18 protein-coding genes and 2 pseudogenes are annotated in these 23823 nt (G+C 71.5%); 8 read left to right on the forward strand and 12 right to left on the reverse strand.

Annotated elements, in window-relative coordinates; all coding sequences use genetic code 11:
• Positions 1 to 100 precede the first annotated feature (100 nt).
• Positions 101 to 1657 (reverse strand): acyl-CoA synthetase, encoded by a 1557-nt coding sequence (locus J7E96_RS30740; protein ID WP_215136111.1) that lies wholly within the window; start codon positions 1655 to 1657, stop codon positions 101 to 103.
• The gene (locus J7E96_RS30745) at positions 1654 to 2766 is read right to left on the reverse strand and encodes a nitronate monooxygenase family protein (protein WP_215136113.1); all 1113 of its coding nucleotides are present in this window, start codon (positions 2764 to 2766) and stop codon (positions 1654 to 1656) included. The genes J7E96_RS30740 and J7E96_RS30745 overlap by 4 nt, the downstream gene beginning before the upstream one ends.
• A 214-nt stretch (positions 2767 to 2980) precedes the next feature.
• Here J7E96_RS30745 and J7E96_RS30750 point away from each other — a divergent pair, with 214 nt between their 5' ends.
• Positions 2981 to 4720 (forward strand): serine hydrolase domain-containing protein, encoded by a 1740-nt coding sequence (locus J7E96_RS30750; protein ID WP_215136170.1) that lies wholly within the window; start codon positions 2981 to 2983, stop codon positions 4718 to 4720.
• Between the two features lie 25 nt (positions 4721 to 4745).
• Here the strand turns inward: J7E96_RS30750 and J7E96_RS30755 are convergent, their stop codons facing one another.
• From J7E96_RS30755 to J7E96_RS30780, 7 genes and pseudogenes are all read right to left on the reverse strand, one after another.
• The gene (locus tag J7E96_RS30755; RefSeq protein WP_215136115.1) at positions 4746 to 6302 is read right to left on the reverse strand and encodes an NAD(P)/FAD-dependent oxidoreductase; all 1557 of its coding nucleotides are present in this window, start codon (positions 6300 to 6302) and stop codon (positions 4746 to 4748) included.
• A 46-nt stretch (positions 6303 to 6348) separates the two neighbouring features.
• Positions 6349 to 8595, reverse strand: a complete 2247-nt coding sequence (locus J7E96_RS30760) for a serine/threonine-protein kinase (protein ID WP_215136117.1) — start codon at positions 8593 to 8595, stop codon at positions 6349 to 6351.
• Positions 8577 to 9503 (reverse strand): oxygenase MpaB family protein, encoded by a 927-nt coding sequence (locus tag J7E96_RS30765; RefSeq protein WP_215136119.1) that lies wholly within the window; start codon positions 9501 to 9503, stop codon positions 8577 to 8579. Before J7E96_RS30765 ends, J7E96_RS30760 begins: the two co-directional genes overlap by 19 nt.
• Before the next feature lie 88 nt (positions 9504 to 9591).
• The gene (locus tag J7E96_RS30770; protein ID WP_215136121.1) at positions 9592 to 10770 is read right to left on the reverse strand and encodes an acyl-CoA dehydrogenase family protein; all 1179 of its coding nucleotides are present in this window, start codon (positions 10768 to 10770) and stop codon (positions 9592 to 9594) included.
• A gap of 115 nt (positions 10771 to 10885) precedes the next feature.
• Positions 10886 to 11302, reverse strand: a complete 417-nt coding sequence (locus J7E96_RS37855) for a CBS domain-containing protein (RefSeq protein ID WP_251070691.1) — start codon at positions 11300 to 11302, stop codon at positions 10886 to 10888.
• Between the two features lie 93 nt (positions 11303 to 11395).
• Positions 11396 to 11677: pseudogene (locus J7E96_RS38925) on the reverse strand (CDGSH iron-sulfur domain-containing protein); the annotation flags it as partial.
• Positions 11592 to 12158, reverse strand: a complete 567-nt coding sequence (locus tag J7E96_RS30780) for a HemK2/MTQ2 family protein methyltransferase (protein ID WP_374196734.1) — start codon at positions 12156 to 12158, stop codon at positions 11592 to 11594. The pseudogene J7E96_RS38925 and the gene J7E96_RS30780, both read right to left, overlap by 86 nt.
• 143 nt (positions 12159 to 12301) lie before the next feature.
• Between J7E96_RS30780 and J7E96_RS30785 the strand changes: the two genes are divergently transcribed.
• Positions 12302 to 13843 carry an FAD-dependent oxidoreductase gene (locus J7E96_RS30785; RefSeq protein WP_215136127.1) on the forward strand — a complete coding sequence of 514 codons (1542 nt, stop codon included), beginning with the start codon at positions 12302 to 12304 and terminating at the stop codon, positions 13841 to 13843.
• A complete protein-coding gene (locus tag J7E96_RS30790) occupies positions 13840 to 14889 on the forward strand; it encodes an iron-containing redox enzyme family protein (RefSeq protein ID WP_215136129.1) in 1050 nt (349 codons plus the stop codon). Before J7E96_RS30785 ends, J7E96_RS30790 begins: the two co-directional genes overlap by 4 nt.
• Before the next feature lie 77 nt (positions 14890 to 14966).
• On the opposite strand, the gene J7E96_RS30795 is transcribed toward J7E96_RS30790, so the two are convergent.
• Positions 14967 to 15170 carry a hypothetical protein gene (locus J7E96_RS30795; RefSeq protein WP_215136130.1) on the reverse strand — a complete coding sequence of 68 codons (204 nt, stop codon included), beginning with the start codon at positions 15168 to 15170 and terminating at the stop codon, positions 14967 to 14969.
• A gap of 180 nt (positions 15171 to 15350) precedes the next feature.
• On the opposite strand from J7E96_RS30795, the gene J7E96_RS30800 reads away from it, so the two are divergent.
• Positions 15351 to 15656 carry a hypothetical protein gene (locus J7E96_RS30800; protein WP_215136132.1) on the forward strand — a complete coding sequence of 102 codons (306 nt, stop codon included), beginning with the start codon at positions 15351 to 15353 and terminating at the stop codon, positions 15654 to 15656.
• A 6-nt stretch (positions 15657 to 15662) separates the two neighbouring features.
• Here the strand turns inward: J7E96_RS30800 and J7E96_RS37860 are convergent, their stop codons facing one another.
• Both J7E96_RS37860 and J7E96_RS30805 read right to left on the reverse strand, forming a co-directional pair.
• Positions 15663 to 16004, reverse strand: coding sequence for a type B 50S ribosomal protein L31 (locus tag J7E96_RS37860; RefSeq protein WP_308296221.1), 342 nt, complete (start codon positions 16002 to 16004; stop codon positions 15663 to 15665).
• A 120-nt stretch (positions 16005 to 16124) separates the two neighbouring features.
• A pseudogene (locus J7E96_RS30805) lies at positions 16125 to 17132 on the reverse strand (GlxA family transcriptional regulator); the annotation flags it as partial.
• A gap of 71 nt (positions 17133 to 17203) precedes the next feature.
• Here J7E96_RS30805 and J7E96_RS30810 point away from each other — a divergent pair.
• The 4 genes from J7E96_RS30810 to J7E96_RS30825 all read left to right on the forward strand — a co-directional run bounded on the left by J7E96_RS30810 (position 17204) and on the right by J7E96_RS30825 (position 23758).
• Positions 17204 to 18508 carry an MFS transporter gene (locus J7E96_RS30810; RefSeq protein ID WP_251070692.1) on the forward strand — a complete coding sequence of 435 codons (1305 nt, stop codon included), beginning with the start codon at positions 17204 to 17206 and terminating at the stop codon, positions 18506 to 18508.
• Positions 18509 to 18624: 116 nt separating this feature from the next.
• Positions 18625 to 22458, forward strand: coding sequence for a helix-turn-helix domain-containing protein (locus J7E96_RS30815; RefSeq protein WP_215136138.1), 3834 nt, complete (start codon positions 18625 to 18627; stop codon positions 22456 to 22458).
• A 23-nt stretch (positions 22459 to 22481) separates the two neighbouring features.
• Complete coding sequence (locus J7E96_RS30820; protein ID WP_215136140.1) at positions 22482 to 23351, forward strand: C40 family peptidase; 870 nt, start codon at positions 22482 to 22484, stop codon at positions 23349 to 23351.
• A 26-nt stretch (positions 23352 to 23377) separates the two neighbouring features.
• Positions 23378 to 23758 carry a hypothetical protein gene (locus tag J7E96_RS30825; RefSeq protein ID WP_251070693.1) on the forward strand — a complete coding sequence of 127 codons (381 nt, stop codon included), beginning with the start codon at positions 23378 to 23380 and terminating at the stop codon, positions 23756 to 23758.
• Positions 23759 to 23823 lie beyond the last annotated feature (65 nt).

Genomic DNA, 23823 nt, shown 5'->3' on the forward strand with positions numbered 1-23823 from the left:
CGAATTAACCAACAGCGTCCGGTGCGGTGGGGGCCCCTCGGCACATGGGGCAGCACTCACGGTCTTGTGGCGGCGGTCGGCGGTGGCGGTCGGCGGGAGCTCAGACGGCGCGCTCGTGGCCCTCCCAGTACGGCTCGCGCAAGCGGCGCTTGTAGAGCTTGCCGTTGGGGTCGCGGGGCATCGCCTCGATGAAGTCGACGGTCCTGGGCCGTTTGAATGCGGCCAGCTGTCGCTCGCAGTGCGCGAGGATGCCGGCGGCCAGTGCGGCGTCGGCCGTGTGCCCCTCGGCGGGTTCGACGACGGCCTTGACCTCCTCGCCCCAGTCCGCGTGCGGGATACCGAAGACGGCGGCGTCGGCGACGGCGGGGTGGGTCAGGAGGGCCGCTTCGATCTCGGCGGGGTAGATGTTGACGCCACCCGAGATGATCATGTCGATCTTGCGGTCGCGGAGGAAGAGATAGCCGTCCTCGTCGAGTATGCCGAGGTCTCCGACGGTGAAGAAGTCGCCGATACGGTTCTTCTTCGTCTTGCCCTCGTCCTTGTGGTAGCTGAAGCCGCCGGTGCTCATCTTCATGTAGACGGTGCCCAGTTCACCGGGCGGCAGACGCTTTCCTTCGTCGTCGAAGACGGCCAGTTCGCTGATGGGCCAGGCCTTGCCGACGGTCCCCGGCTTTTTCAGCCACTCCTGCGCGGTGGCGAAGGCGCCGCCGCCCTCGCTGGCCGCGTAGTACTCCTCCACGCAGTGGCCCCACCAGTCGATCATCGCCCGCTTGACGTGGTGGGGGCAGGGCGCCGCGCCGTGGATGGCGTGGCGCATCGACGACACGTCGTACGACGCGCGTACGTCCTCGGGCAGGGCGAGCAGCCGGTGGAACTGGGTCGGGACCATGTGGGTGTGCGTGCACGCGTACCGGTCGATGAGGCGCAGCATTTCCTCTGGCGTCCACTTGTCCATGAGGACGAGCGGATGGCCGATGTGCAGGGCCGCGGCCGCGAATTGGAGTACGGCGGTGTGGTAGAGCGGCGAGCAGACGAGGTGGGCGTTGTCGTCGAAGGGGCGGATGCCGAAGATGGCGAGGAAGCCGCCGAGGTAGGACTCCTCGGGGAGCTTGCCGGACAGCGGGCGGCGGATGCCGCGCGGGCGTCCCGTGGTGCCCGAGGTGTAGTTCATGACCCAGCCGAGCGTGCGGTCGGCGGGCTCGTACGAAGGTTGTCCTACCAGGAGGTCGGCGTACGGGCGGAACCCGGGTACGTCGCCGACGGCGTAACGGCCGTTCACGGGAAGCTTCGCTTCGTCGGCCGCGGCGGTGGCCGCGCCCGAGAAGCGTTCGTGCGCGATGAGGACCTTCGCACCGGAGTCGGCGACGATCCAGGCGATCTCCGGACCGACGAGGTGGTGATTGACGGGGACCAGGTAGAAGCCGGCCTGGGAGGCGGCCAGATAGGCGGTGAAGAATTCGACACCGTTGGGCAGGACGACGGCGAAGGCATCCCCCTGCCGCATGCCGGCGGCGCGCAGTCCGTGGACGAGTTGGTTGACGGCGGCGTGCAGCCGTCCGGCGGTCCATTCCTCGCCGTCGGGGGCGGTGAGGACCGTACGCCCGGGGTCCGCGGTCGCCTGGGCCCAGAAACCGTTGGGCGGCTGCGTCACGGTCATGTCTGGCTGCTCCTTCCGGCGATGAGGTTGATGCGGTCCACGGCGCGTTCGAAACCGCGCGTGAGGTCGTCGACGACGGCCTGGACGCTGCGTTCGGATGTCATACGGCCGACGATCTGGCCCACGGGCGTGCCGAGGAGCGGGCCGACCTCGTACTTCTGGATACGGGAGACGGCCTCGGCGACGAGCAGTCCCTGGAGCGGCATGGGGAGCGTCCCCGGTCCGTTCGGGTCGTCCCAGGCGTCCGTCCATTCGGTGCGCAGCTGGCGGGCGGGTTTTCCGGTGAGTGCCCGGGAGCGGACGGTGTCGCCGGAGCCCGCTGCGAGGAGTTTGGCGGTGAGGGCGCGCGAGTGGAGGTCGGCTTCCTCGGTGGTGAGCCAGAGCGACCCGAGCCAGGCGCCCTGGGCGCCGAGCGCGAGGCCGGCGGCTATCTGTTCGCCGCTGCCGATGCCTCCGGCCGCGAGAACGGGCAGCGGATGGACGGCGTCGACCACTTCGGGGACGAGGACCATCGAGGCGATCTCACCCGTATGGCCACCCGCTTCGTACCCCTGCGCGACGACGATGTCGATTCCCGCTTCGGCGTGACGTCTGGCGTGCTTGGCGCTGCCTGCGAGAGCGGCGACGAGGACGTCGTGGTCGTGGGCGCGGGCGATGACGTCGGCGGGCGGGGAACCGAGGGCGTTGGCGAGCAGCTTGATGGGGTAGTCGAAGGCGACGTCGAGCTGGTTACGGGCGACCTCCTCCATCCAGCCGGTGATACGCCAGCCCGAAGCCTCGCCGGCGGCGAGCCCCGGTACACCGTGTTTGGCGAGCGTCTCCTCGACGAACCGGCGGTGCCCTTCCGGGATCATCGCTTCCACATCGGCCTCGGTCACCCCTTCCACCTTTTTCGCGGGCATGACGACATCAAGGCCGTACGGCTTCCCGTCGGTGTGTTCGGCCATCCAGTCGAGGTCGCGCGCGAGTTCGTCAGGGGCGGTGTAGCGGACCGCGCCGAGCACGCCGAATCCGCCCGCCCGGGTAATGGCGGCGGCCACCGCCGGGAAGGGTGTGAAGCCGAAGATGGCGTGCTCGACACCCAGTTTCTTGCTCAGCTCCGTCTCCATGAGCGGCAGGATGCCGCAGCGGGGCGGACGAGGGAAGAGATTTTCTGATACAGCGTCAGATTCCTCGCGCGTCCTTCGCGGCGACTGACCGGTTGACAGCACCCTTGGCCTGCAAGAAAGTTTCATTCGCTGAACGTGTGGCGGAAGTTACTTTCACAAGGGGTGGCTCGTGACCGACGGACGAATCAGCCGGCGCAGGCTGGGTGGCGGCATCATGGCGCTGGGCGGCACCCTGGTGCTCGCGCCGTTGGCGGCGGGGCGGGCGGACGCGGCAGGCCGCGCCAAGGACGGTGACGCCGGACGGCCGACGCTGCGGCGTGGTTCACCCGAACGCGCCGGGCTGCTCCCCGGCCCCCTCAAGCAGCTCGTCACCGACGCGGAGCGTTACCTCGGCCCCTCCCCCAAGCACCCCTGGTACGCGGGGGCGGTCCTGCTCGCCGGGCGGGGCGGCACGGTGGCGCTGCATCAGGCCATCGGGTCGGCGGTGCGCTATTCGGCGTACGACGAGAAGACCGACACGGCGGTGGAGTTCCCGGCCGACCAGCGGATCGCGATGGCCGAGGACACGGTCTTCGACCTGGCGTCGGTCTCGAAGCTCTTCACGTCCATGCTCGCCGTGCAGCAGATCGAGCGCGGCACGCTGGAGCTGGAGGGGAAGGTCGCCTCGTACCTTCCGGAGTTCGGGGGCGCCGGCAAGCAGGACATGACGGTGCGCCAGCTGCTCACGCACACCTCCGGGTTCCGCGCCTGGATTCCGCTCTACAAGGAGCCGACGCGGGAGGGAAAGCTGCGGCTCCTGTGGAACGAGGCGCCTGCCAGTTCGCCCGGAACCAAGTACCTCTACTCCGACCTCAACCTGATCTCGCTCCAGCTCGTCCTCGAAGAGATCACCGGTCGCACTCTGGACGCCCTGCTCCACGACGAGATCACTGCTCCACTCGGGATGCACCGCACTCGCTACAACCCGCCCGCCTCCTGGAAGCCGAAGACCGCCGCCACCGAGGACGCCAGACTCCCCTGGTCCGGTCTCGACCGTGGTCTGGTGTGGGGTGAGGTGCACGACGAGAACGCGTACAGCCTCGGCGGCGTCGCGGGCCACGCCGGCGTCTTCTCCACCGCGTGGGACCTCGCGATCCTCGGCCGTACGCTCCTCAACGGCGGCGCGTACGGACAGGCGCGCGTCCTGCGCCCCGAGTCGGTGGAGCTGATGTTCACCGACTTCAACACCGCCTTCCCCGGCGACGAGCACGGCCTGGGATTCGAGCTCTACCAGCACTGGTACATGGGCGCGATGGCCACCCCGAAGACCGCGGGCCACACCGGCTTCACCGGCACCAGCCTGGTCCTCGACCCGTCGACCGACTCCTTCCTCGTCGTACTCGGCAACTCGGTCCACCCGGTGCGCACCTGGCGCTCCGGCAGCGCGCCGCGCGTGGCCGCCGCCAACAACATGGCCCGCGCGGTCGCGGTACGCCCGGTGCACGGCCGCACCGCCTGGTTCTCCGGCATGGCCTCGGCCACCACGGCCACGCTCACGCTGCCCGCCGTCACCCCCGTGTCGGACCGCCCCCGGCTGCGCTGCTCGCTGTGGTGGGACACCGAGCCCGGCTCCGACCGCCTCTTCCTCGAAGCCTCGGCGGACGGCGGCGCAACGTGGCAGGCGGTGCCGTTCACGACCGTACGCAAGGGGCATGAGCCGCGGCCCCACCCGGCGGGCGCGGTCACCGGCTGGTCGCAGCGCGTCTGGCACCGGCTGAGCGCGGACCTCGCGGCCTGGCGCGGCAAGGAGGTGCGTCTGCGCTGGCGGTACCGGACCGACACGCTGTACGTCGGGCGGGGCGCGTACGTCGACGGACTGCGCGTCGACGACGGCCGGCGCACGCTCTTCGACGAGGCCAGGCCCGCGGACGCCGCCCGCATCGAGGCGACGGGCTGGACAGCGTCCGAGGACTGAGGCGGGGTAGGGCCGACTGGACCGTTCAGCGCCCGAGAACCGCCATCGCCGCGTTGTGACCGGGGATACCGCTGACTCCCCCGCCGCGGACGGCGCCAGCCCCGCACAGCAGAACGTTCGCGTGCGCTGTCTCGACGCCCCACCGCCCCGTTCCGGCGGACTCGTCGGCGTACGGGAACGACAGTGCGCGGTGGAAGATGTTCCCGCCCGGCAGCCGTAGTTCGCTTTCGAGGTCGAGCGGGGTCTTCGCCTCGATGCAGGGGCGGCCGTTCCTGTCGAGCGCGAGGCAGTCGGTGATCGGCTCTTCGAGGTACGTGTCGAGCTGGGCGAGAGTGGCCGCGAGGAGTTCGGCGCGGGCCGCCTCATTGTCGTGGGCGAAGAGGCGTGCCGGAGTGTGCAGACCGAAGAGTGTCAGTGTCTGGTAGCCCTGTGCGGCGAGATCCGGGCCGAGGATCGACGGGTCGGTCAGGGAGTGGCAGTAGATCTCGGACGGCGGCGCGCTCGGCAGCCGCCCGGACGCCGCTTCCGCGTAGGCGGCCGCCAATTGACCGTACCCTTCCGCGACATGGAACGTTCCCGCGAACGCTTCGTTCGGTTCCACGGAACGGTCGCGCAGGCGCGGGAGTCTGCGCAGCAGCATGTTGACTTTGAGCTGCGCCCCTTCGGCGGAGTCGGTGGCGGAAGGCTCCTCCCCCAGGAGGCTCGCGAGAGCGTGGGGCGAAGCGTTCACGAGAACGTGCCGGGCCGCGACAGTGGCCTCACCCGTGTCGCTCCGGAAGGTCACTTCGGCGCGGCTGCCATCGGTGTCGATGCGGGTCACCTCATGGCCGGTGACGATCTCGGCGCCGGCTGCCAGAGCGGCGTTCGCGAGCGCGTCGGTGAGGGCTCCCATGCCGCCCACGGGAACGTCCCAGTCGCCCGTACCGCCGCCGATCACGTGGTAGAGGAAACAGCGGTTCTGGTGCAGCGCGGGGTCGTGGGCGTCGGCGAAGGTGCCGATCAGGGCGTCGGTGAGGACAACGCCGCGTACGAGATCGTCGGCGAAGTGTTCCTCGATGGCGACACCGAGCGGCTCCTCGAAGAGCATTCGCCAGGCTGCTTCGTCGTCGATACGGGCGCGCAGGGCGTCCCGGGTGGGCAGCGGCTCGGTGAGGGTCGGGAAGACGCGCTCCGCGACGCGGCGCATGACGGCGTAGAAGGACTGCCAGGACTTGAACTCCGTGTCACCGCCCGTGAGTCGCGCGAACGATTCCCGGGTCCTTTCGGTGCCGCCGCCGACCAGCAGGCCGTCACGCCCGCTCGGCGTGTACGACGAGACGGTGCGCTTGCGTACGGCGAAGTCCAGCCGGAGGTCGCGCACGATCTGCTGAGGCAGCAGTGACACCAGGTACGAGTAGCGGGAGAGCCTGGCGTCGACACCGGCGAACGGGCGGGTGGACACCGCCGCACCGCCGGTGTGGCCCAGGCGTTCCAGCACGAGCACGGAGCGCCCCGCGCGGGCCAGATAGGCGGCTGCGACCAGGCCGTTGTGTCCGCCGCCCACGATCACGGCGTCATACCTGTCCTGTACGTGTACGGGCATGGCGTGCGCACTCCTGTCTGTCGCGTACCACTGTGCCTACCCGGTCTCAGTGGCTCTGCGCTCCGCGCTGCTGCCGCAGAGCGGCCACCCGCCGGTAGAGCTCGACGGCCTCAGCGCCGCGCCCGAGCTGCTCCAGGCAGTGCGCCTCGTCGTTGCGGCTGGCCAGAGCGTCGGGATGGTCGGCGCCCAGGACGCGTTCGCGGGCCTCGGCGACCTGCCGGTACACGGTGAGGGCGTCGGCCCAGCGGCCCAGCCAGCCGAGGCCGACGGCGACCTCCCGGCGGCTGACGAGCGTATCGGGGTGGTCGGGGCCCAGGACGCGTTCGCGGATCGCGCATACGTCGCGGGCCTCGGCCAGGGCCTCCTCCCAGCGGGCGAGGCGGCCGAGGTTGACGCCGAGTCCGTGCCGCGCGCGCAGCGTCTCGGGATCGGCGGGGCCCTGCACCCGGGTGCGGTCGTCGACCAGTGCCCGGTAGAGCTCCAGGGCCTCCGCGCTGCGGCCCAGCCGGCCGAGGCTGATGCCGACCTCGTAGCGGGCGGCGAGGGTGTCCGGGTGATCCGCGCCGAGCGCCTGCGCGCGGGCCTGGGCGACGTCGCGGTACGTCTGGAGGGCCTCCACCCAGCGCCCGAGCTGCCCGAGCGCGTATGCGACTTCGTACCGTGTGACGAGCGTGTCCGGGTGCGTCGCGCCGAGCACCCTGGCGCGGGCCGTCGCGACTTCGTGCGCCATACGGTACGAGTCCTCCAGGCGCCCGAGCCGGCTCAGGTTGAACGCCAGATTGTGCCGGCAGCGCAGCGTGTCGGGGTGCTCGGCTCCCATGGTGCGTTCCCGGGAGGCGAGGACGGCGGCGTACACCTGGTGCGCCTCGAAATGCCGGCCGAGCTGCCCGAGTACGTACGCCGTCTCCTGCCGGGCGGCGAGGGTCTCGGGGTGGTCGGGGCCCATGGTGCGCTCGCGGCCCTCCGCCACGGCGCCGAACTCGCGCAGGGCGTCGGCGGCGCGCCCGGTCCTGCTGAGGGTGAAGCCGACCTCGTAGCGGCTGGCGAGGGTGTCGGGGTGGTCGGGGCCCAGGGCGTGTTCGCGCTCGGCGGCGACCGCGCGGTGCACTTCGCCCGCCTCGTTCCAGCGGCCGAGGCGGCCGAGGCTGAGTCCCGCGTTGTGCCTGCTGTTGAGTACGGCCAGCACTTCGGGCGGGGGTGTGGGCCGCTCGGGCCTGAGCGCGACCGGGACGGCGGCAGCGCGCCGCAGGTCGACGCCGGTGGTCCACTCCCCCGTCAGCCCCGCGGAGTGGTCGGGCGGGGTGTGCGGGACGGACCACGCACCGCTGGCCTTGTGGCCGGTGGTCATGCCGCGCGTCCAGGAGGGCAGGCGGGGAGCGCGTGACGGCGGCTGTTCGGGGCGCCCGGCCGGCGGGCGCAGCGCGAGTACGCCGACGGGCCCCGACGAGCGGGCCGCGGTCAGGCGGTGCGCCAGGGCCTTGGCGTCGGACGGCCGTTCCTCGGGGGCTTTCGCGAGCAGGTCCAGGACGATGCGGTCGAAGAACCCGGGAAGCTCCGGGCGGTGCGTACGCGGCGGCTCCGGCTGCGTGTCACGGTGGCCGACAAGGACCGCCCAGGCGTCGTCCAGGTCGAACGGCGGCACACCGGTGGCGATCTCGTACAGCACGCAGCCGAGCGAGTAGAGGTCGCTGCGGTGGTCGACCTCTGTGCCGCTGATCTGCTCGGGCGACATGTAGTGCGGGGTGCCCATGGCTATTCCGGTGCCGGTGAGCCGGGAGGTGAAGCCGATGTCGTGGCCGAGGCGCGCGATGCCGAAGTCGCAGATCTTCACCGTGCCGTCGGTGAGCCGCATGATGTTGGCGGGCTTCAGGTCCCGGTGGACGATGCCCTGCTCGTGCGTGTAGGCGAGGGCCCAGGCGACCTGTTCGGCGATGTCGACGACATCGGCGACGTCCAGCGGGTGTGCTTTGTTGTCCTCCAGGAGCTGGCTCAGGTTGCGCCCGTCGAGCAGTTCCATGACCAGGTAGAGAACGCCGTCGTGCTCGCCGAAGTCATGGACGACGGTGACGCCCCGGTGCTGCAGAGCGGCCGCGACGCGCGCCTCCCTGCGGAAGCGTTCACGCAGCACCCTGGTGAAGGACTGGTCGTGCTGAGGCCCCACCGGCTTGAGGCACTTCACGGCGACCTTGCGCCCCAGCGACTCGTCGTGGGCACGCCACACCTCGCCCATGCCCCCGCGCCCGATCAGATCGAGCATCCGGTACCGGCCTTGGATCAGCCTGGTGTCCGCCATCTCGTGCTGTCGCCCCCGTCACTCCGCTGCGCCCTCCCCGGCCCGTCCAGTATGGCCTCCTGTCTGCGGAGTTTGTACGGTGCGGGGCGCGCGTCGGGGCCGAGTCGTGCCATTGCCTTCAGAATGTGAGCGGGCGGCAGTTGCCACCGCACACGCGAGGGGATGCAGCGCAGGGCCGTTCCGGTCAGGGCGAGCCTGCGGGTGACCGTTTCCGGCGCCGGGGCGGGGCGGCCGTACAGCTCGTGGGCGTAAGGAGGCAGTGAGGCGTACGCGAGGGCGGCCACGCGCCGCCACAGCAGAGCGCGCGCCGGTACGAGCAGCGGATGCACCGGGGGTTCGCGGAGGAAATCGTCGACTTCGCGGGCTTCGGGCCCGGCGGCGAGTTCCGGCCGTACCTTCTCGAAATAGGCGGCGAGTGCGGCGGTCGACGCGGGGACGTGTGCCGGGTCGAGACCGACCAGGCGGGCGCCCTCGCGCTGTTCGTCGAGGCACTGGTCGGCCTGGGCCTCGCTGAGCACGATGCCCGAGCGGCGCGCGACCTCCAGGTACGAGCCCACCTCGGCGCAGTGCACCCACAGCAGCAGCTCCGGCTCACCGACGCCGTAGCGCTCACCGGTGGCCGGGTCGGTGGCCCCCAGCATGCTGTGTATCTTGCGGACGCGGGCGCCGGCCCGTTCGGCGGCTTCCGTGGTGCCGTACGTGATGGTGCCGACGAAGGAGGCGGTACGCATCAGCCGGCCCCAGGTGTCCTTACGGAAGTCGCTGTTCTGCAGAACGCCGCGTACCGCGCGCGGGTGCAGTGCCTGGAGGTAGAGGGCGCGTACGCCCGCGATCCACATGATCGGGTCGCTGTGCAGCTGCCAGGTGACGGATTCGGGTCCGAAGAGGCCCGGGTCGGCGTCCCGCATGGCTCCACCTCCTCCCCGTCTCCTGCCGGGCCGGTACGGCCAGGCTAACGCCGGGCCGGTCCACGGCGTCCCGTCACGTCGCAGCTTGTCAGCGGCGTACGCGTGGCATGCCCAGGCCGATCCAGGAGATGATCTCGCGCTGGATCTCGTTGTTGCCGCCGCCGAAGGTGAAAATGACGGCGCTGCGGTAGCCGCGTTCGAGTTCGCCGTGCAGGACGGCGCCCGCCGAGCCCTCCTTCAACGGGCCTGCGGCGCCCACCACTTCCATCAGCCAGGCGTATGCGTCGCGGCGCGCCTCGGAGCCGTAGACCTTCACCGCCGAGGCGTCCTGCGGGGTGAGCGTGGAGTCCTGGAGGGCGGACACCATCTGCCAGTTCAGGAGCTTCATCGCGTCGAGCCTGGTGTGGGTCTTCGCGAGGCGTCCGCGGACCCAGCCGAGGTCGATGACGCGGCGCCCGTCGGCGAGCTTGGTGTCGGCGGCCCAGCGCTGAACGTTGTGGAGGGCGCGGATGGCCATGGTTCCGTGGGCGGCGAGGGTGACGCGTTCGTGGTTGAGCTGGTTGGTGATGAGCCGCCAGCCCTTGTTCTCTTCGCCGACGCGCCGGGAAACGGGAACGCGGATGTTCTCGTAGTAGCTGGCGGTGGTGTCGTGCGAGGCAAGGGTGTTGATGAGAGTGCAGGAGTACCCGGGGTCGTTCGTCGGTACGAGCAGCATGGTGATGCCCTTGTGGGGCGGCGCGTCCGGGTCGGTGCGCACCGCGAGCCAGACCCAGTCGGCGGTGTCCCCGTTGGTCGTCCAGATTTTCTGCCCGTTCACGACATACGCGTCCCCCTCGCGTACGGCGCGGGTCTTCAGGGCGGCGAGGTCGGTGCCCGCGTCGGGCTCGCTGTAGCCGATCGCGAAGTCGATCTCCCCTGCCAGCACCTTGGGGAGGAAGTACGCCTTCTGTTCGGCCGTACCGAACTGCATGATCGTCGGGCCCACGGTGTTGAGGGCCATCAGCGGCAGCGGCACGCCGGCCTGCGCGGCCTCGTCGAAGAAGATGAACTGCTCCATCGGCGAGAGCCCTCGACCGCCGTACTCCTCGGGCCACCCGACGCCCAGCCAGCCGTCCGCGCCGAGGCGGCGGACAGTGGCGCGGTAGAAGCGCTTCCGGGCCGCCGGTTCGGAGTACCGGGCGTAGGCGTTGTCAGGTACCAGCTCGGCGAAGTACGCACGCAGGTCGGCGCGCAACCGCGTCTGCTCAGGCGTGTATTCGAGGTGCACGGCCCCTCCAGAGTGTCGCGTTCCCTACGGCGGCGCACACACTAGAACGTGTTCCAAGAATCTGGAAGGGCCTTCCCGCACCCGATCGCTGCCGGCCCGTGCCGGCCCGCCGTCGTCAGTCGGTGGACAGCGCCTCCAGGAGCTCACCGACCTGCGGTTCGGGGAGCGCCTTGGCGACATCGGCCTGGGCGATCATGCCCACCAGCCGGTGGTCGTCGATCACCGGAAGCCTGCGCACCTTGTGCCGCGTCATCTTGCGCAGCACCTGCTCGACGTCGTCGTCGGCCTGTACGAACACCACCTCGCCCTGGGCGAGTTCGGAGGCCTTGGTCGCGCCCGGGTCCTTGCCCGTGCCGAGTGCCCGCACCACGATGTCGCGGTCGGTCAGCATGCCCTTGAGCTTTTCGTCGGTGCCGCAGATGGGCAGCGCGCCCACGCCGAGCCGCGTCATCATCCGGGCGGCGTCCGCCAGCGTCTCCTGCTCACCCACGCACTCCGTGCCCTTGGACATGATCTGCCGTGCGGTTGTCATCGTCCCTCCTGATTCGGGGTTGACGGTCCGTTCGCTGGAGCCCGCCGGGTACCCGCCCTCGCTCCTGACAACCCTTCTGCGGCGGTGGCTGGTATCGCACCAGGGGTAGCTGCGGCTGCGCCGGCACGTGCAGACGGCCACCATGAACCGGTCGGAGCGGGCGGTCGTGCCGTCCGCCAGCGTGATCTCGACCGGTCCCTCGACCAGCACAGGCCCCTGCGGGTCCACGACGACGCGCCGGGCGGGGCGGCTGTCCCCGGGACCTCGGGACTCACAGGACTCACAGGACTCAGCTGCGCAGGGCACGGATGACCACCAGTTCCTCTTTCGTCTCGCCCGGCGCCACCAGGCCCCGGGCCTCCAGCCAGGCGGCATGCCGCCGCATCACCGGGCCGTACGGCACTGTCTCGCGGGCCACCGGCTCGGCCCGCAGCCCCTGCGCGGTCAGGGCGTCCACGGTCGCCCCGACGCCGGACAGCGCCGACTGCACCAGAAGGAGTACGCCGCCCCGCCTCAGCAGGGGCGGCGCCTGTGCGCACAGCCGGTCCAGCACCGCCCGGCCGTCCGCACCCGCCCACCAGGCCAGGTCGGCGCCCTTCGCCGGTACGCCGCCGGGCGAAGCGACGTACGGTGGATTGGAAAGGATCAGATCGAAGCTCCGCCCCGCCACCGAGCTCAGCAGGTCACAGCGGTGGACACGGACCGGTAGCCCTCGCAGCCGGGCATTGAACCGGGCCGCGAGGACGGCTCTGCGCGACAGGTCGGTCGCGGTCACACTCACGGCTCCGCTCTCGGCGGCCACCAGGGCGAGCGCACCCGTGCCGGTGCCGACGTCGAGCACGTCGGCACCGGGCATCCGTGGCTCCTCACGGGCCACTCGTGCGAGCAGTTCGGTGTCTTCCAATGGGGCGTAGACACCAGGTGGTCTGAGTAGGCGCATGGGACGGGGGTACCTCGAAGAACCCTGGTCATAACGGCGCCCGCCGGAAGGAGCAGCAAATGAGGGATGTCCCCGCCCGCCCCGTTTCGTACTGGATGGAGTTCGGTGACGGCGCGGCGCGCCCCGGGCCGCCCGACGGACTCGAAGTGGACGTGGCGGTGATCGGCGCGGGCATCGCCGGGATCTGTACGGCCTGGGAGCTCGCCAGGGCCGGAAAGAGCGTCGCCCTGCTGGAGGCGGACCGTATCGCCTCCGGAGTCACCGGCAACACCACGGCCAAGCTCTCCGCCCTGCACGGGATCGTCTACCAGCGGCTGCGCAGCACGCGCGGCGCGCAGGGCGCCGCGCTGTACGCCCGCTCGCAGCAGGACGCCATCGGCCACGTGGTGGCCGTGTGCGAGGAGCTCGGGATCGACTGTGACCTGGAGCGCGCCCCGGCGTTCACGTACGCCGAGACGTCCAAGGAGGCCCGTACGGTCGAGGCGGAGGCGGAAGCCGCGCGTGAGGCCGGGCTGCCCGCGTCGTACGTGAAGGAGACGGGGCTGCCGTTCCCTGTCGCGGGCGCGGTGCGCGTCGAGGAACAGGCACAGTTCCATCCGCGCAAGTACCTCTACGCGCTCGCCGCCGACCTGGAGCGGCGCGGCGGGCAGATCTTCGAGGGGACCAGGATCGTCGGGCTGCGCGAGGGTGATCCGTGCCAGCTGACGACGGAGGACGGCCGCACTGTCGTGGCCCGCGATGTCGTGGTCGCCACGCACTACCCGGTCTTCGACCGGTCGCTGCTCTTCGCGCGGCTGAAGCCGCACCGCGAGCTGGTGGTGGCCGGGATCATCCCGGCCGCGCAGGACCCGCTGGGGATGTACCTGACCCCCGAGGGAACGACACGTTCGGTGCGGACCGCTCCGTACGGCGATGGGGAGCGGCTGCTCATCGTCACGGGCGAGAAGTTCACCCCGGGAGCGGGCCGTGTCGGTGAACGGTACGAACGGCTGGAGAAGTGGACCACGCAGCGCTTCCCGGACGTACGGCTGACGCACCGCTGGGCCGCCCAGGACAACGAGCCGACGGACGGCGTGCCCTTCGTGGGCGCACTGCATCCGCGCGCGCGTCACACCTTCGTGGCGGCGGGCTTCAACAGCTGGGGCATGGCCAGCGGCGTGATGTCCGGCAAGCTCCTCGCCGCCCGGATCACGGGACAGAAACTGCCCTGGACGGACCTGTACGACCCGGTGCGCCTCCAGCCGCTGAAGGAGGCCCCGTCGCTGATGCGGTTCCAGGCCGCGGCTGCCGGGCACTTCGTGGGCGACCGGCTGCCGTTCGTGGCGGGCGGCGGGCCTGTCTCGGCGATCGCTCCCGGCGGGGGCGCGGTGGTGCGCAGTGGCTCCCGTCAGCTGGCGGTGCACCGCGACGACACCGGCGAGCTGCACGCGCTGTCGGCCCGGTGTACGCACCTGGGCTGCATCGTGCGGTTCAACGACGGGGAACGCACCTGGGAGTGCCCGTGTCACGGCTCCCGGTTCGGGATCGGCGGGGAAGTGCTCCAGGGGCCGGCCGTACGCCCCCTGGAACAGGTCCACGACTTCGAGGAAGACGGCAAATGACGCACATGACCGGCACCGCCGAGCTGCCCTCCTCTCGCGGCCCCTTGTCGGCCGCCGTGCGGAACATACTGCTCGGCTCTCCCCCGCCCGGCGGCCTGCCCACGGACGAGGCCGCCTCCACGGACCCGTTCGGTGACGATCTCCAGTTGGCCCTCTACATGGCGTACGAGCCGCACTACCGGGGCTTCCAGGGTGTGTGCGATTCCCGGGAGTGGGACTTGGACCTGCTGCGGCTTCGCGGCGCCATGGAGGAGGCGTTCCTGGCTGCGCTGCGCGCGGCGGCGTCCGGCGGGGACGACGTAACAGCGGAGCTGGACGCGCTGCTCGCCGAGCCGGCCGACGGGCAGGGTGTCTCGCACGAGCTGATGCACGACGGCACCTGGGAGCAGATGCGTGAATATCTGGCTCACCGCTCGCTGTACCAGCTGAAGGAGGCGGACCCGCAGGCGTGGGTGATCCCCCGGCTGGAGGGGCAGGCCAAGGCGTCGCTGGTGGCGGTCGAGTTCGACGAGTTCGGTGGCGGCCACGGCGAGAACGTGCACGCCAGGCTGTTCGCCGACCTGATGGAGGGCGCGGGGCTGGACGCGCGCTACGGCCGGTACCTGGAGTTCGCGCCCGCCGTCACGCTCGCCCCCGTCAATGTGATGTCTCTCTTCGGGCTGCGCCGTGCGCTGCGCGGCGCCATGGTGGGCAACTTCGCCACCCTGGAGATCACCTCCCCGCCGGGCGCGCGCCGGATGGCGAAGGCACTGGAGCGGCTGGGCGCCGGGGAGGAGTGCACGCGTTTCTTCACCGAGCACGTCGAGGCGGACGCGGTTCACGAGCAGGTGATGCGCCGCGACGTGATCGGGGACCTGCTGGCCAGGGAGCCGGGTCTGGCCGGGGACGTGGCGTTCGGCATCCGGGCGAGCGTCCTCCTGGAGTCGCGCTGGGAGGAGCATGTCCTGGCGGCCTGGCGGGAGGGCCGCAGTTCGCTGCGGCCCGGAGCGCCGGACATCAACCGCCCCGCAGACCGCCCTGCGGACCGCCCCACGGCTCCCCGCTGAGGTACCCGCACTGCGCCCCGCACAGAACGGCCTGTGCGGGGCGCAGTGCGTGAGTGCGGGTGTGCTGTCGCGGGGCGCTAAGGAAGCTGTGTGTCGATCGCCGCTCGGCCCTCCTTCTCCAGCCGGCGCCGCGCCCACTCCAGCGTCGCCGGAGTCACATCACGCCCGGAGGAGAGCACCAGGTCCTCGGGCGTTACGTCGTCGGTGGCGCCGGTGTGGAGCAGCCTGTCGGGCGTCACCTCCGACGGCTTCGGCCTCGCAACGGATGATTCCTCGCTCATACCGCCTCCTTGTTTCGTCGCACAGTCGGCATTCTGGTTCTCGCGTACCCGCACCGCATCCGGTGAACATCCCACGGCCCTGTTGTGTTCTTCCGTTCCGGATGCGAGGGGCGCCCGCCTGCGGGAGCGTGGGCAATGTGGGCAGTCCGATCGGGCCGAACGAGGCACGGAGTGGGACACATGAGCGACGACAACACCATTCCTCCCGAGGACGACGGCGTCCTGGACGCGCAGGACACGCTGGAGAGCGACGACCTGGAGTACGACCCGCTCGACGCGGGTATCGCGCCCCCCGAGCACTGGTCTCCCGCGGAATTCTTCGGCAATACGGCGGAGGAGGCGCATCGGGGCGAGTCGCTGGACCAGCTTCTCTCCGAGGAGGAACCGGACATCGATCCGGACGCCCTCGGAGAGGAGGAAGAGGACGAACTCAGAGGTCTGGACAACGAGCTCGAGGATCTCGACGAGGAACTGGAAGGCGGATAGCCCGCGCTACCCGGGCGACGACTGGCCCTCACCGGCCGTACCGCCCGTACTGTCTTGCCCACGCCTGCCGCTCTGCTCTCCCTGCCCGCTCTGCCCTTCTTGTCCCTCCTGACCGTACCGCCGCTCGAACGCCGCGACCCGCCCCTCCGTGTCCACTGTCCGGGCCTTACCCGTGTAGAAGGGGTGGCTCTCGGAGGAGATCTCGACGTCGACAACGGGGTACGTCTTGCCGTCGTCCCACTCGATGGTGTTCTCGCTGGTGGCCGTCGACCGGGTGAGGAAGGCGTATCCCGCGGCCCGGTCCCTGAAGACGACCTCCTGGTAGGAGATGCTGGCGTCCGGCTTCACATCTGGCTCCTCGCCTCGTTGTACGGGAGTACGGGAGTACGCGCGTACGAGCGTTCCCAGGCTAAGCCGGACTGCATCCGTCGCGGCCGTCGCAGCCGCACCTGCCGCGCCCGCCCCGCCGGCCGAGCCCCTGAACGTGGAGCGGTAGGCGCTCGGCGAGACCCCCAGCGCGGCGTGCAGGTGCTGGCGCAGCGACACCGCCGTGCCGAAGCCGACCGCGGCCGCGACCCGGTCGACCGGCAGGTCCGTCTCCTCCAGCAGGTGCCGGGCCCGGTCGACGCGCTGTCCCGTGAGCCACTGGACCGGTGTCTGCCCGGCCTCCTCGCAGAAGCGGCGCGAGAAGGTGCGGGTGCTCATCGCGGCACGCTCGGCGAGTTCGCGCAGGCTGATGGGGCGGTCCAGGTGCGCCAGGGCCCACGTGCGGGCGGGTTCCGTGGACGACTGGCGCGGGGCGGTGACGGGGCGCGGGATGTACTGCGCCTGGCCGCCGTCGCGGTGCGGCGGGACGACCGTGCCGCGGGCCACCTCGTTGGCCACCCGTGAGCCGTGGTCGCCGCGGATCATGTGCAGGCACAGGTCGATGCCGGAGGCGACGCCCGCGGCGGTGAGTACGCCACCGTCGTCGGTGTAGAGCACGTCCGGGTCGACGCGCACCTGCGGGTGGAGCCGCTGGAGGTCGGCGGCGGAGCGCCAGTGCGTCGTGGCACGCTTACCGTCGAGCAGCCCGGCCGCCGCGAGGACGAAGGCCCCGGTGCAGATGGAGGCGATGCGCGCGCCGGGACGGATCCGGCCCAGGGCCGTCTCCAGCCCTGGCGGCAGATGGGGTGCGGCGCGGGGTGTGTAGTCCTCGTCGGAGGCCGGGACGATCACGGTGTCGGCCTCGGCGAGGATGTCCGTACCGTGCGCGACATGGACGGTGACGTCGGCGTCCGTGCGTACGTCGCCGGGCTCGGGCGTACAGGTCAGGACCTCGTAGAGGGGTTCGCCCGTGGACGAGAGTGCCTGCCTGAACAGCCGGTGGACGATGCCCAGTTCCATGGTGAGCAGCCCGTCACGCACGAGGACTGCCACGCGGTGCGGGTTTCCTGACCGACCGGGGGAGCCGCGGAACGCCGTCTCTGTCGACATGGCGAGATTCTTTCACACCATGACTTTCTCGCCACTGGTTCGGGCCAGGCCGCAGACGGATGGTCGGACGCATGGTTCAGATTCGGGTCACGGAGAGTCCAGGGAAGCGGCCGCCGGTACGGACACGGGTGCATCGGGCCTGGCTGGTCGTCGGCGTCGCCGCCCTGGCGATCGTCGCGGCCGGGGCCTTCACCACCATGGCCGGGCTGCTCGTCGGCCCGCTCCACCGGGAGTTCGGCTGGTCGCGCTCGACGATCGGTTCCGGCGCGTCCGTGAACATGGTCCTGTACGGCCTGACCGCGCCGTTCGCGGCCGCCCTGATGGACCGTTTCGGGATGCGCCGGGTGGTCGGCGGCGCGCTGGCGGCCGTCGCGACGGGCGCACTGTTCACCACGGTGATGACCGAGCCGTGGCAGTTCGCGCTCGCCTGGGGCGTGCTCGTCGGTACGGGCTGCGGGTCGATGGCGATGGCGTTCGCCGCGACTGTCACGGACCGCTGGTTCGTACGCCGCCGCGGACTGGTCACCGGTGCGCTCACCGCGGCGGGCGTGTTCGGGCAGTTCGCGTTCCTGCCGCTGCTGTCCTGGATCGTGGACCGGTACGAGTGGCGGGCCGGGGCGGTGACGCTCGTGGTGGCGGCGCTGGTCGCGCTGCCGCTCGTACTCCTGCTGCTGCGTGACAGCCCGACGGATGTCGGACTACGGCCGTACGGGGCCGCGGAGCACGCCGCGCGCGCTTCCCGGGAACGGTCCGCGGCCGTTCCCGGGAAGGCCGGCCCGCGGACCGTTCACGTGCTCGCAGGGTCGGCGCGCACCGGTCCCTTCTGGCTGCTCGCGGGAACGTTCGCGATCTGCGGCGCGTCGACGAACGGCGTCATGTGGACCCACTTCACCCCGGCCGCGCACGACCACGGCATGCCCGCGACGCTCGCCTCGTCGCTGCTCGCGACGATCGGCGTCTTCAACGTCGCGGGAACCGTCGCCTCGGGCTGGCTGACCGACCGCCTCGACCCGCGGCGCCTGCTCGCGGCCTACTACGCGCTGCGCGGCCTCACCCTGCTCGCCCTGCCCCTCCTGCTGTCGGCTCACATCGGGGCGCCCCTCGTCGCGTTCGTCGTCCTGTTCGGCCTGCTCGACGTCGCCACGGTTCCGCCCACGCTCGCGCTGTGCCGGGAGCTGTACGGCAAGGACAGCTCCATCGTCTTCGGATGGGTCGCGGCGGCACACCAACTGGGCGCCGGACTGGCGGCGTTCGCGGGCGGTGCGACGCGGGACGTGTTCGGTTCGTACAACCCGCTGTGGGTCGGCGTCGGCGCGCAGTGCGCGGCGGGTGCGCTGCTGGCCCTGATGATCGTACGGCCGCGAGCAGCGGCGTGAGGAGGACCCGGCCACCTACCCCGCCCCCGAGTCGAACAAGCCACGCAGGCGAGAATTCAGGCAAAAGCGTTACTACGTTAGGAAACTGACAGTAATCGGCCTGTACGGTGCCCCGCATGGACGGGGTTCGGGGCGCATGCTCCTTCGGGGAAGAACTACGGCGTCTGCGGAGCGAGCGCGGCATCTCGCTCACGGCGCTGGCCCGGTCGATCCACTACAGCAAGGGCTATCTGAGCAAGATCGAGAACGGGGGCAAGCCTCCGACACCCGACCTGGCCAGGCGTTGCGACGAGGCGCTGGGAGCCGGTGGTTCCCTGGTGCGGCTGGTGGCCGACGTACCGCCCGCGCGCCGGCCGCTGCCGCCGCAACTCCCCGGCCCGGCCGACGCGGTGTGCCCGTATCGGGGGCTCGCCGCCTTCGGCCCCGAACACGCGCAGTGGTTCTTCGGCCGGGAGCGGGCGACGGCCGAGCTCGTCGGCCGGCTCGCCGAACGGGCCGGCAACGGCCCCCTGGCGGTGGTCGCTTCGTCCGGTGCGGGAAAGTCGTCGCTGCTGCGGGCCGGTCTGGTCCCGGCGCTGCGGCGCGGCGCGCTGCCCGTCGAGGGGTCGAGCGGCTGGCCGGTGGTCGTGTGCACGCCCACCGCGCATCCGCTGAAGGAGCTGCTGAGGTGCGTGACCGAGGCGCTGGGGGCGGGCGTCGAGGTCAGCCCGGAGTCGCTGCGCGTGCGGCCGCGGCGGCTTGCCGACGCCGTACGGCCGCTGCTGGCGGCAGGAGCGGGGCGGCTGGTGCTGCTGGTGGACCAGTTCGAGGAGACGTTCACGCTGTGCGCGGACGAGGCGGAGCGGCGCGCCTTCGTCGCGGTGCTGTCCGCCCTCGCCACCCCCGCCGAGGGGGACTGCGACCGGCCGCCCGCCGTCGTGGTGCTGGGTGTACGGGCCGACTTCAGCGGCCGGTGCCTGGACCACCCCGAGCTGGCGGCCGTCTTCTCGCACGGCCTGTTCGCGCTCGGCCCGATGACCGGAGCCGAACTGCGCGACTCCATCACGCTTCCCGCCCAGCGCGCGGGCCTGACCCTGGAGCCCGGTCTCGTCGGCCTGCTGCTGCGGGACGTGGGAGCCCGGAGCACCGGGCAGGGCGGCCAGGACGACCTCACCGCCGCCTCCCCCGGCGCGCTGCCCCTGCTCGCCCACGCGCTGCTGGTCACCTGGCAGCAGCGCACCGGCCACACGCTGACCGTCGCGGGCTACGAGACGACGGGCGGCATCCACGGCGCGATCGCGCGGACGGCCGAAGCCGTGTTCACCCGGCTCCAGCCCGCCGAACAGGAGATGGCGCGGCGGGTGCTGGTGCGGCTGGTCCAGGTCGGCGCCGGGGACAGCGGCGGCAACGGGGGCGGGGACAGCGACGCGGCGACCCGGCGCAGGGCGAGCCGCGAGCTGCTGCTGGAGCAACTGCCCGACCGGCGCGGCGTGGAGGCGGCGCTCGACGCGTTCGTACGGGCCCGGCTCGTCACCGTGGACAGCGACGCGGTGGAGATCACCCACGAGGCGCTGCTGCGCGCCTGGCCGCGGCTGCGCGGCTGGATCGGCACCGGCCGGGCCGGGCTGCTCATCCACCAGCAGCTCGCGGAGGCGGCCGCCGAGTGGGTGCGTGCGGGCCGCGATCCCGGACTCCTCTACCGGGGGACGCGGCTCGCCGCCGTACAGGAATGGGCGGAGCAGGCCGACGGACGTACCGAACTCGGCCCGTACGAAAGCGAGTTCCTCGACGCGAGCCGGGCGCAGGAGGTGGCCGGGCAACAGGCCGAGCGGCGTCAGGTGCGCACCCGTCGCAGGCTGCTGGTGCTGCTGGTGGCGCTGCTCGTACTGGCGCTCCTCGGGGGCGCGACGGCGTTCCACCAGCGCTCACGCGCCATCGACGAGCGCCGGGTCGCCCAGTCCCAGGCGATGGCGGTACGTTCCGGCGCGCTCGCGTCGGGGCAACCGGAGGCGTCGATGCGCCTGGCGGCCGAGGCGTACCGCACGGCGCCGACCACCGAGGCGCGTGGCGCGCTGCTCAGCACACAGGCGCGGTACTTCGCGGGCCGCCTCGGCGGGCACACGGGACCGGTCAACGGCGTGGCGTTCAGCCCCGACGACAAGCTGCTGGCGTCGGCCAGTTCGGACGGCACCGTGCGGCTGTGGGGCGGGGCCGGCCATCGCAGCCCCGTGGACACGCTCACGGGCCACGGCGGTCCGGTGATCGCCGTGGCGTTCAGTCCCGACGGGCGGCGACTCGCGTCGGCGGGCTCCGACGGCACGGTACGCCTGTGGGGCGTGGCGGACCGTCAGCCGACCGGGACGCTGCTCGGCCACGGCGGCGCCGTACGCTCGGTCGCCTTCGGCCCGGACGGGCGGAGCCTCGTATCGGGCGGCTCGGACCGCACGGTGCGCCTTTGGGACGTGCCGCGCCGGCGGGTGCGGGCGACGCTGCGGGGCCACAGCGACAGTGTGCACGGGGTGGCCTTCAGCGCCGACGGACGCAGCGTCGTCTCGGGGGCGCTGGACCGTACGGTCCGGATCTGGGACGTGGCCGGGCACAGGGCGCGCGCGACGCTGAGGGGGCACAGCGACGGCGTGCTGGGGGTGGCCTTCAGCCCGGACGGGCGCAGCGCCGCTTCGGGCAGTGCGGACCGTACGGTCAAGATCTGGGACGTACGCCGCCACCGCATCCGGGCCACGCTCACCGGCCACAGCGACGACGTCAACGCGGTGGCGTACGGCGGGGACGGGGCGAGCGTCGTCAGCGCGGGCGGGGACGGCGCGGCGAAGGTGTGGGACACGGCGAGTCACCGGGTGACCGCCACGCTGTCCGGGCATACCGACTACGTGCTCGGGGCCGCCGTCAGCGGCGGCAACGTGGTGGCGACGGCGGGCTTCGACCGGTCGGCGGTGCTGTGGGACCTGGACAGGACGGCGCTGACCGCGCGTCCCTTCGCGGAGGCCTGGCAGTCGGCGGTCGCGCCGGACGGGCGGCTGGTGGCGTCGGCGAGTGTGGACCGTACGGTCAAGGTGTGGGACCTGCGCCGCCATAGACTCCTCACCAACCTCACCGGACACGCCGGCTCCGTCTTCGGCGTCGCCTTCTCCCCCGACGGACGCCTCCTCGCCTCCGCGAGCGCCGACCGTACGGTCAGACTCTGGGACATACGCCGCCACAGACTCCTCACCACCCTCACCGGACACACCGGCTCCGTCTTCGGCGTCGCCTTCTCCCCCGACGGACGCCTCCTCGCCTCCGCGAGCGCCGACCGTACGGTCAAGCTCTGGGACGTACGCCGACGCCGGTCCCTGACCACGCTCACGGGCCATCAGGACTTCGCGAACGCGGTCGCTTTCAGCCCGGACGGCGGGACGCTGGCGGCGGGCGGTGACGATCTGACGGTGCGGCTGTGGGGCGTGGCGGACCACAGGCCGCGGGCTGTGCTGCGCGGTCACAGGGGTTCGGTGCGCGGTGTGGCGTACAGCCGGGACGGGCGGACACTGGCGAGCAGCGGCAACGACGGGACGGTACGCCTGTGGGACATGGCGCATCACCGGCCCACCGCCACCCTCACGGGCCACAGCGGCGCGGTCCGGGCGGTCGCGTTCGACACCGGCGCCGGCGCGGACGGTGTGACGCTCGCGAGCAGCGGCAGTGACGGCACGGTCCGCCTCTGGGACACCACGCGCCACCGGCTCACCGCCACCCTCACCGGTCACAGCGGCGCGGTGTGGGGTGTCGCCTTCAACCCGCACACGCACGCGCTGGTGAGCAGCAGCAATGACGGCACCGTGCGGCTCTGGAACACCGACGTGAGGGCCGTTTCCCAGGATGTTTCCCGTTTCCTGTCGCGTCAGGAGACAGCTGGAACCTCGACAGCCGCCGGCTTCACGGCCCAGGCTCGAAGGGCCGGCAAGCCGGAAGCCTGACGGAAGATGAACGGGGATCAGCAATGCGCAACCGATGGAGAGCGGCAGCCGCGGCAGCGGCCGTCGGACTGTCGCTCATCGCCTGGCCGGCGGAGGCCGGGCAGCCGGTCCGGGCGGCGACTGTGGGGACGGCGGGCACAGCGGCCGCCGAAGGGTGCGCCGTCCTCGCACCCGGAGCCTCGGCGGCGGCCGAAAAGGCGGTACGGACCGCCTGTTCGCAGATCGGCGTCTGGTACTCGTGGGGCGGCGGCCACGGCCCCGCGCCGGGACCCACGTACGGGGTGGTGGACCCCACCGACCCGGCCAGCGAACACGACCCACAGCGGCGCGGCTTCGACTGCTCGGGCCTGGTCAGGTACGCCTACGCCGAAGCGACCGGCCAGGACATCCTGAACGGCACGGCCCACAGCCAGTACAACACCCCGCACGCGACAGCCCGATTCGGCCCGTCGGAGGGGACCGGGCCACTGGTCCCCGGCGACCTGCTGGTCTACGGCAACGCCCGCAAGGTTCATCACATCGCGATCTACCTCGGCGCCGGGAAGATGGTCGAGGCGAAGCAGTCCGGCACCCGGATCATGGTCAGCGATGTGCGCCTGGGCGGTGACTACTTCGGAGCGGTACGCATCAACGCCGCGCCGGGGCAAGGGACGTTCAGCACCTGGGGTACGGACGTGTGGACGCACGCCGAGGCGTCCACGACGAGCACGCGGGTGATCAAGTTCGCCGGCCCGACGTCCGTACGCGTCAAGTGCCAGAAGCATGCCCAGTCCGTCACCGCCGAGGGCATCACCAACGACGCCTGGTCCTATCTGCCGGACCACAGGGCGTGGATCACCAACATCTACATCAAGGGCCCGGCCTGGCTCGACGGCGTGCCCACCTGTTCGTAACCGACACCACACCTCAAGGAGAAACCATGAACCTGAACCTTGGCAAGAAGCTCGCGATCACCGTCGCCGCGACCGCTCTGACCGCGGGCCTGGCCGGCGTCACGGCCCCCGCCACCGCCGCTCCGGCAGGACCCGCCGCCGAATGCGGAGTCCGCTCGGACGGCAAGCTGTACTGCGGCAACCGGGCCGGCGCGAAGGGCTACGAGCACCGGTCGTACGCCTCGGCGGTACGCGGCCAGATGAACACGACGTTCAGCTGGTTCTCGTGCTGGGGCCGTGGCGACAGCCACCCGGGCGGCAACAACATCTGGTACTGGACCCAGTTGGACAACGGCCAGTGGGGCAACATGGCCGCCGTGGACGTCCACACGTCGGTGGACCCGGCGCCCGGCCTGCGCGAGTGCTGACCGACGCACAAGCGCATTGAGGAGTGGGCCGCCCCTACGGACGAGGGACGGCCCACTCACGCACG

Origin of the sequence: Streptomyces sp. ISL-96 (assembly GCF_018614035.1) — a bacterium.
In the GTDB taxonomy this organism is placed as follows: Bacteria; Actinomycetota; Actinomycetes; order Streptomycetales; family Streptomycetaceae; genus Streptomyces.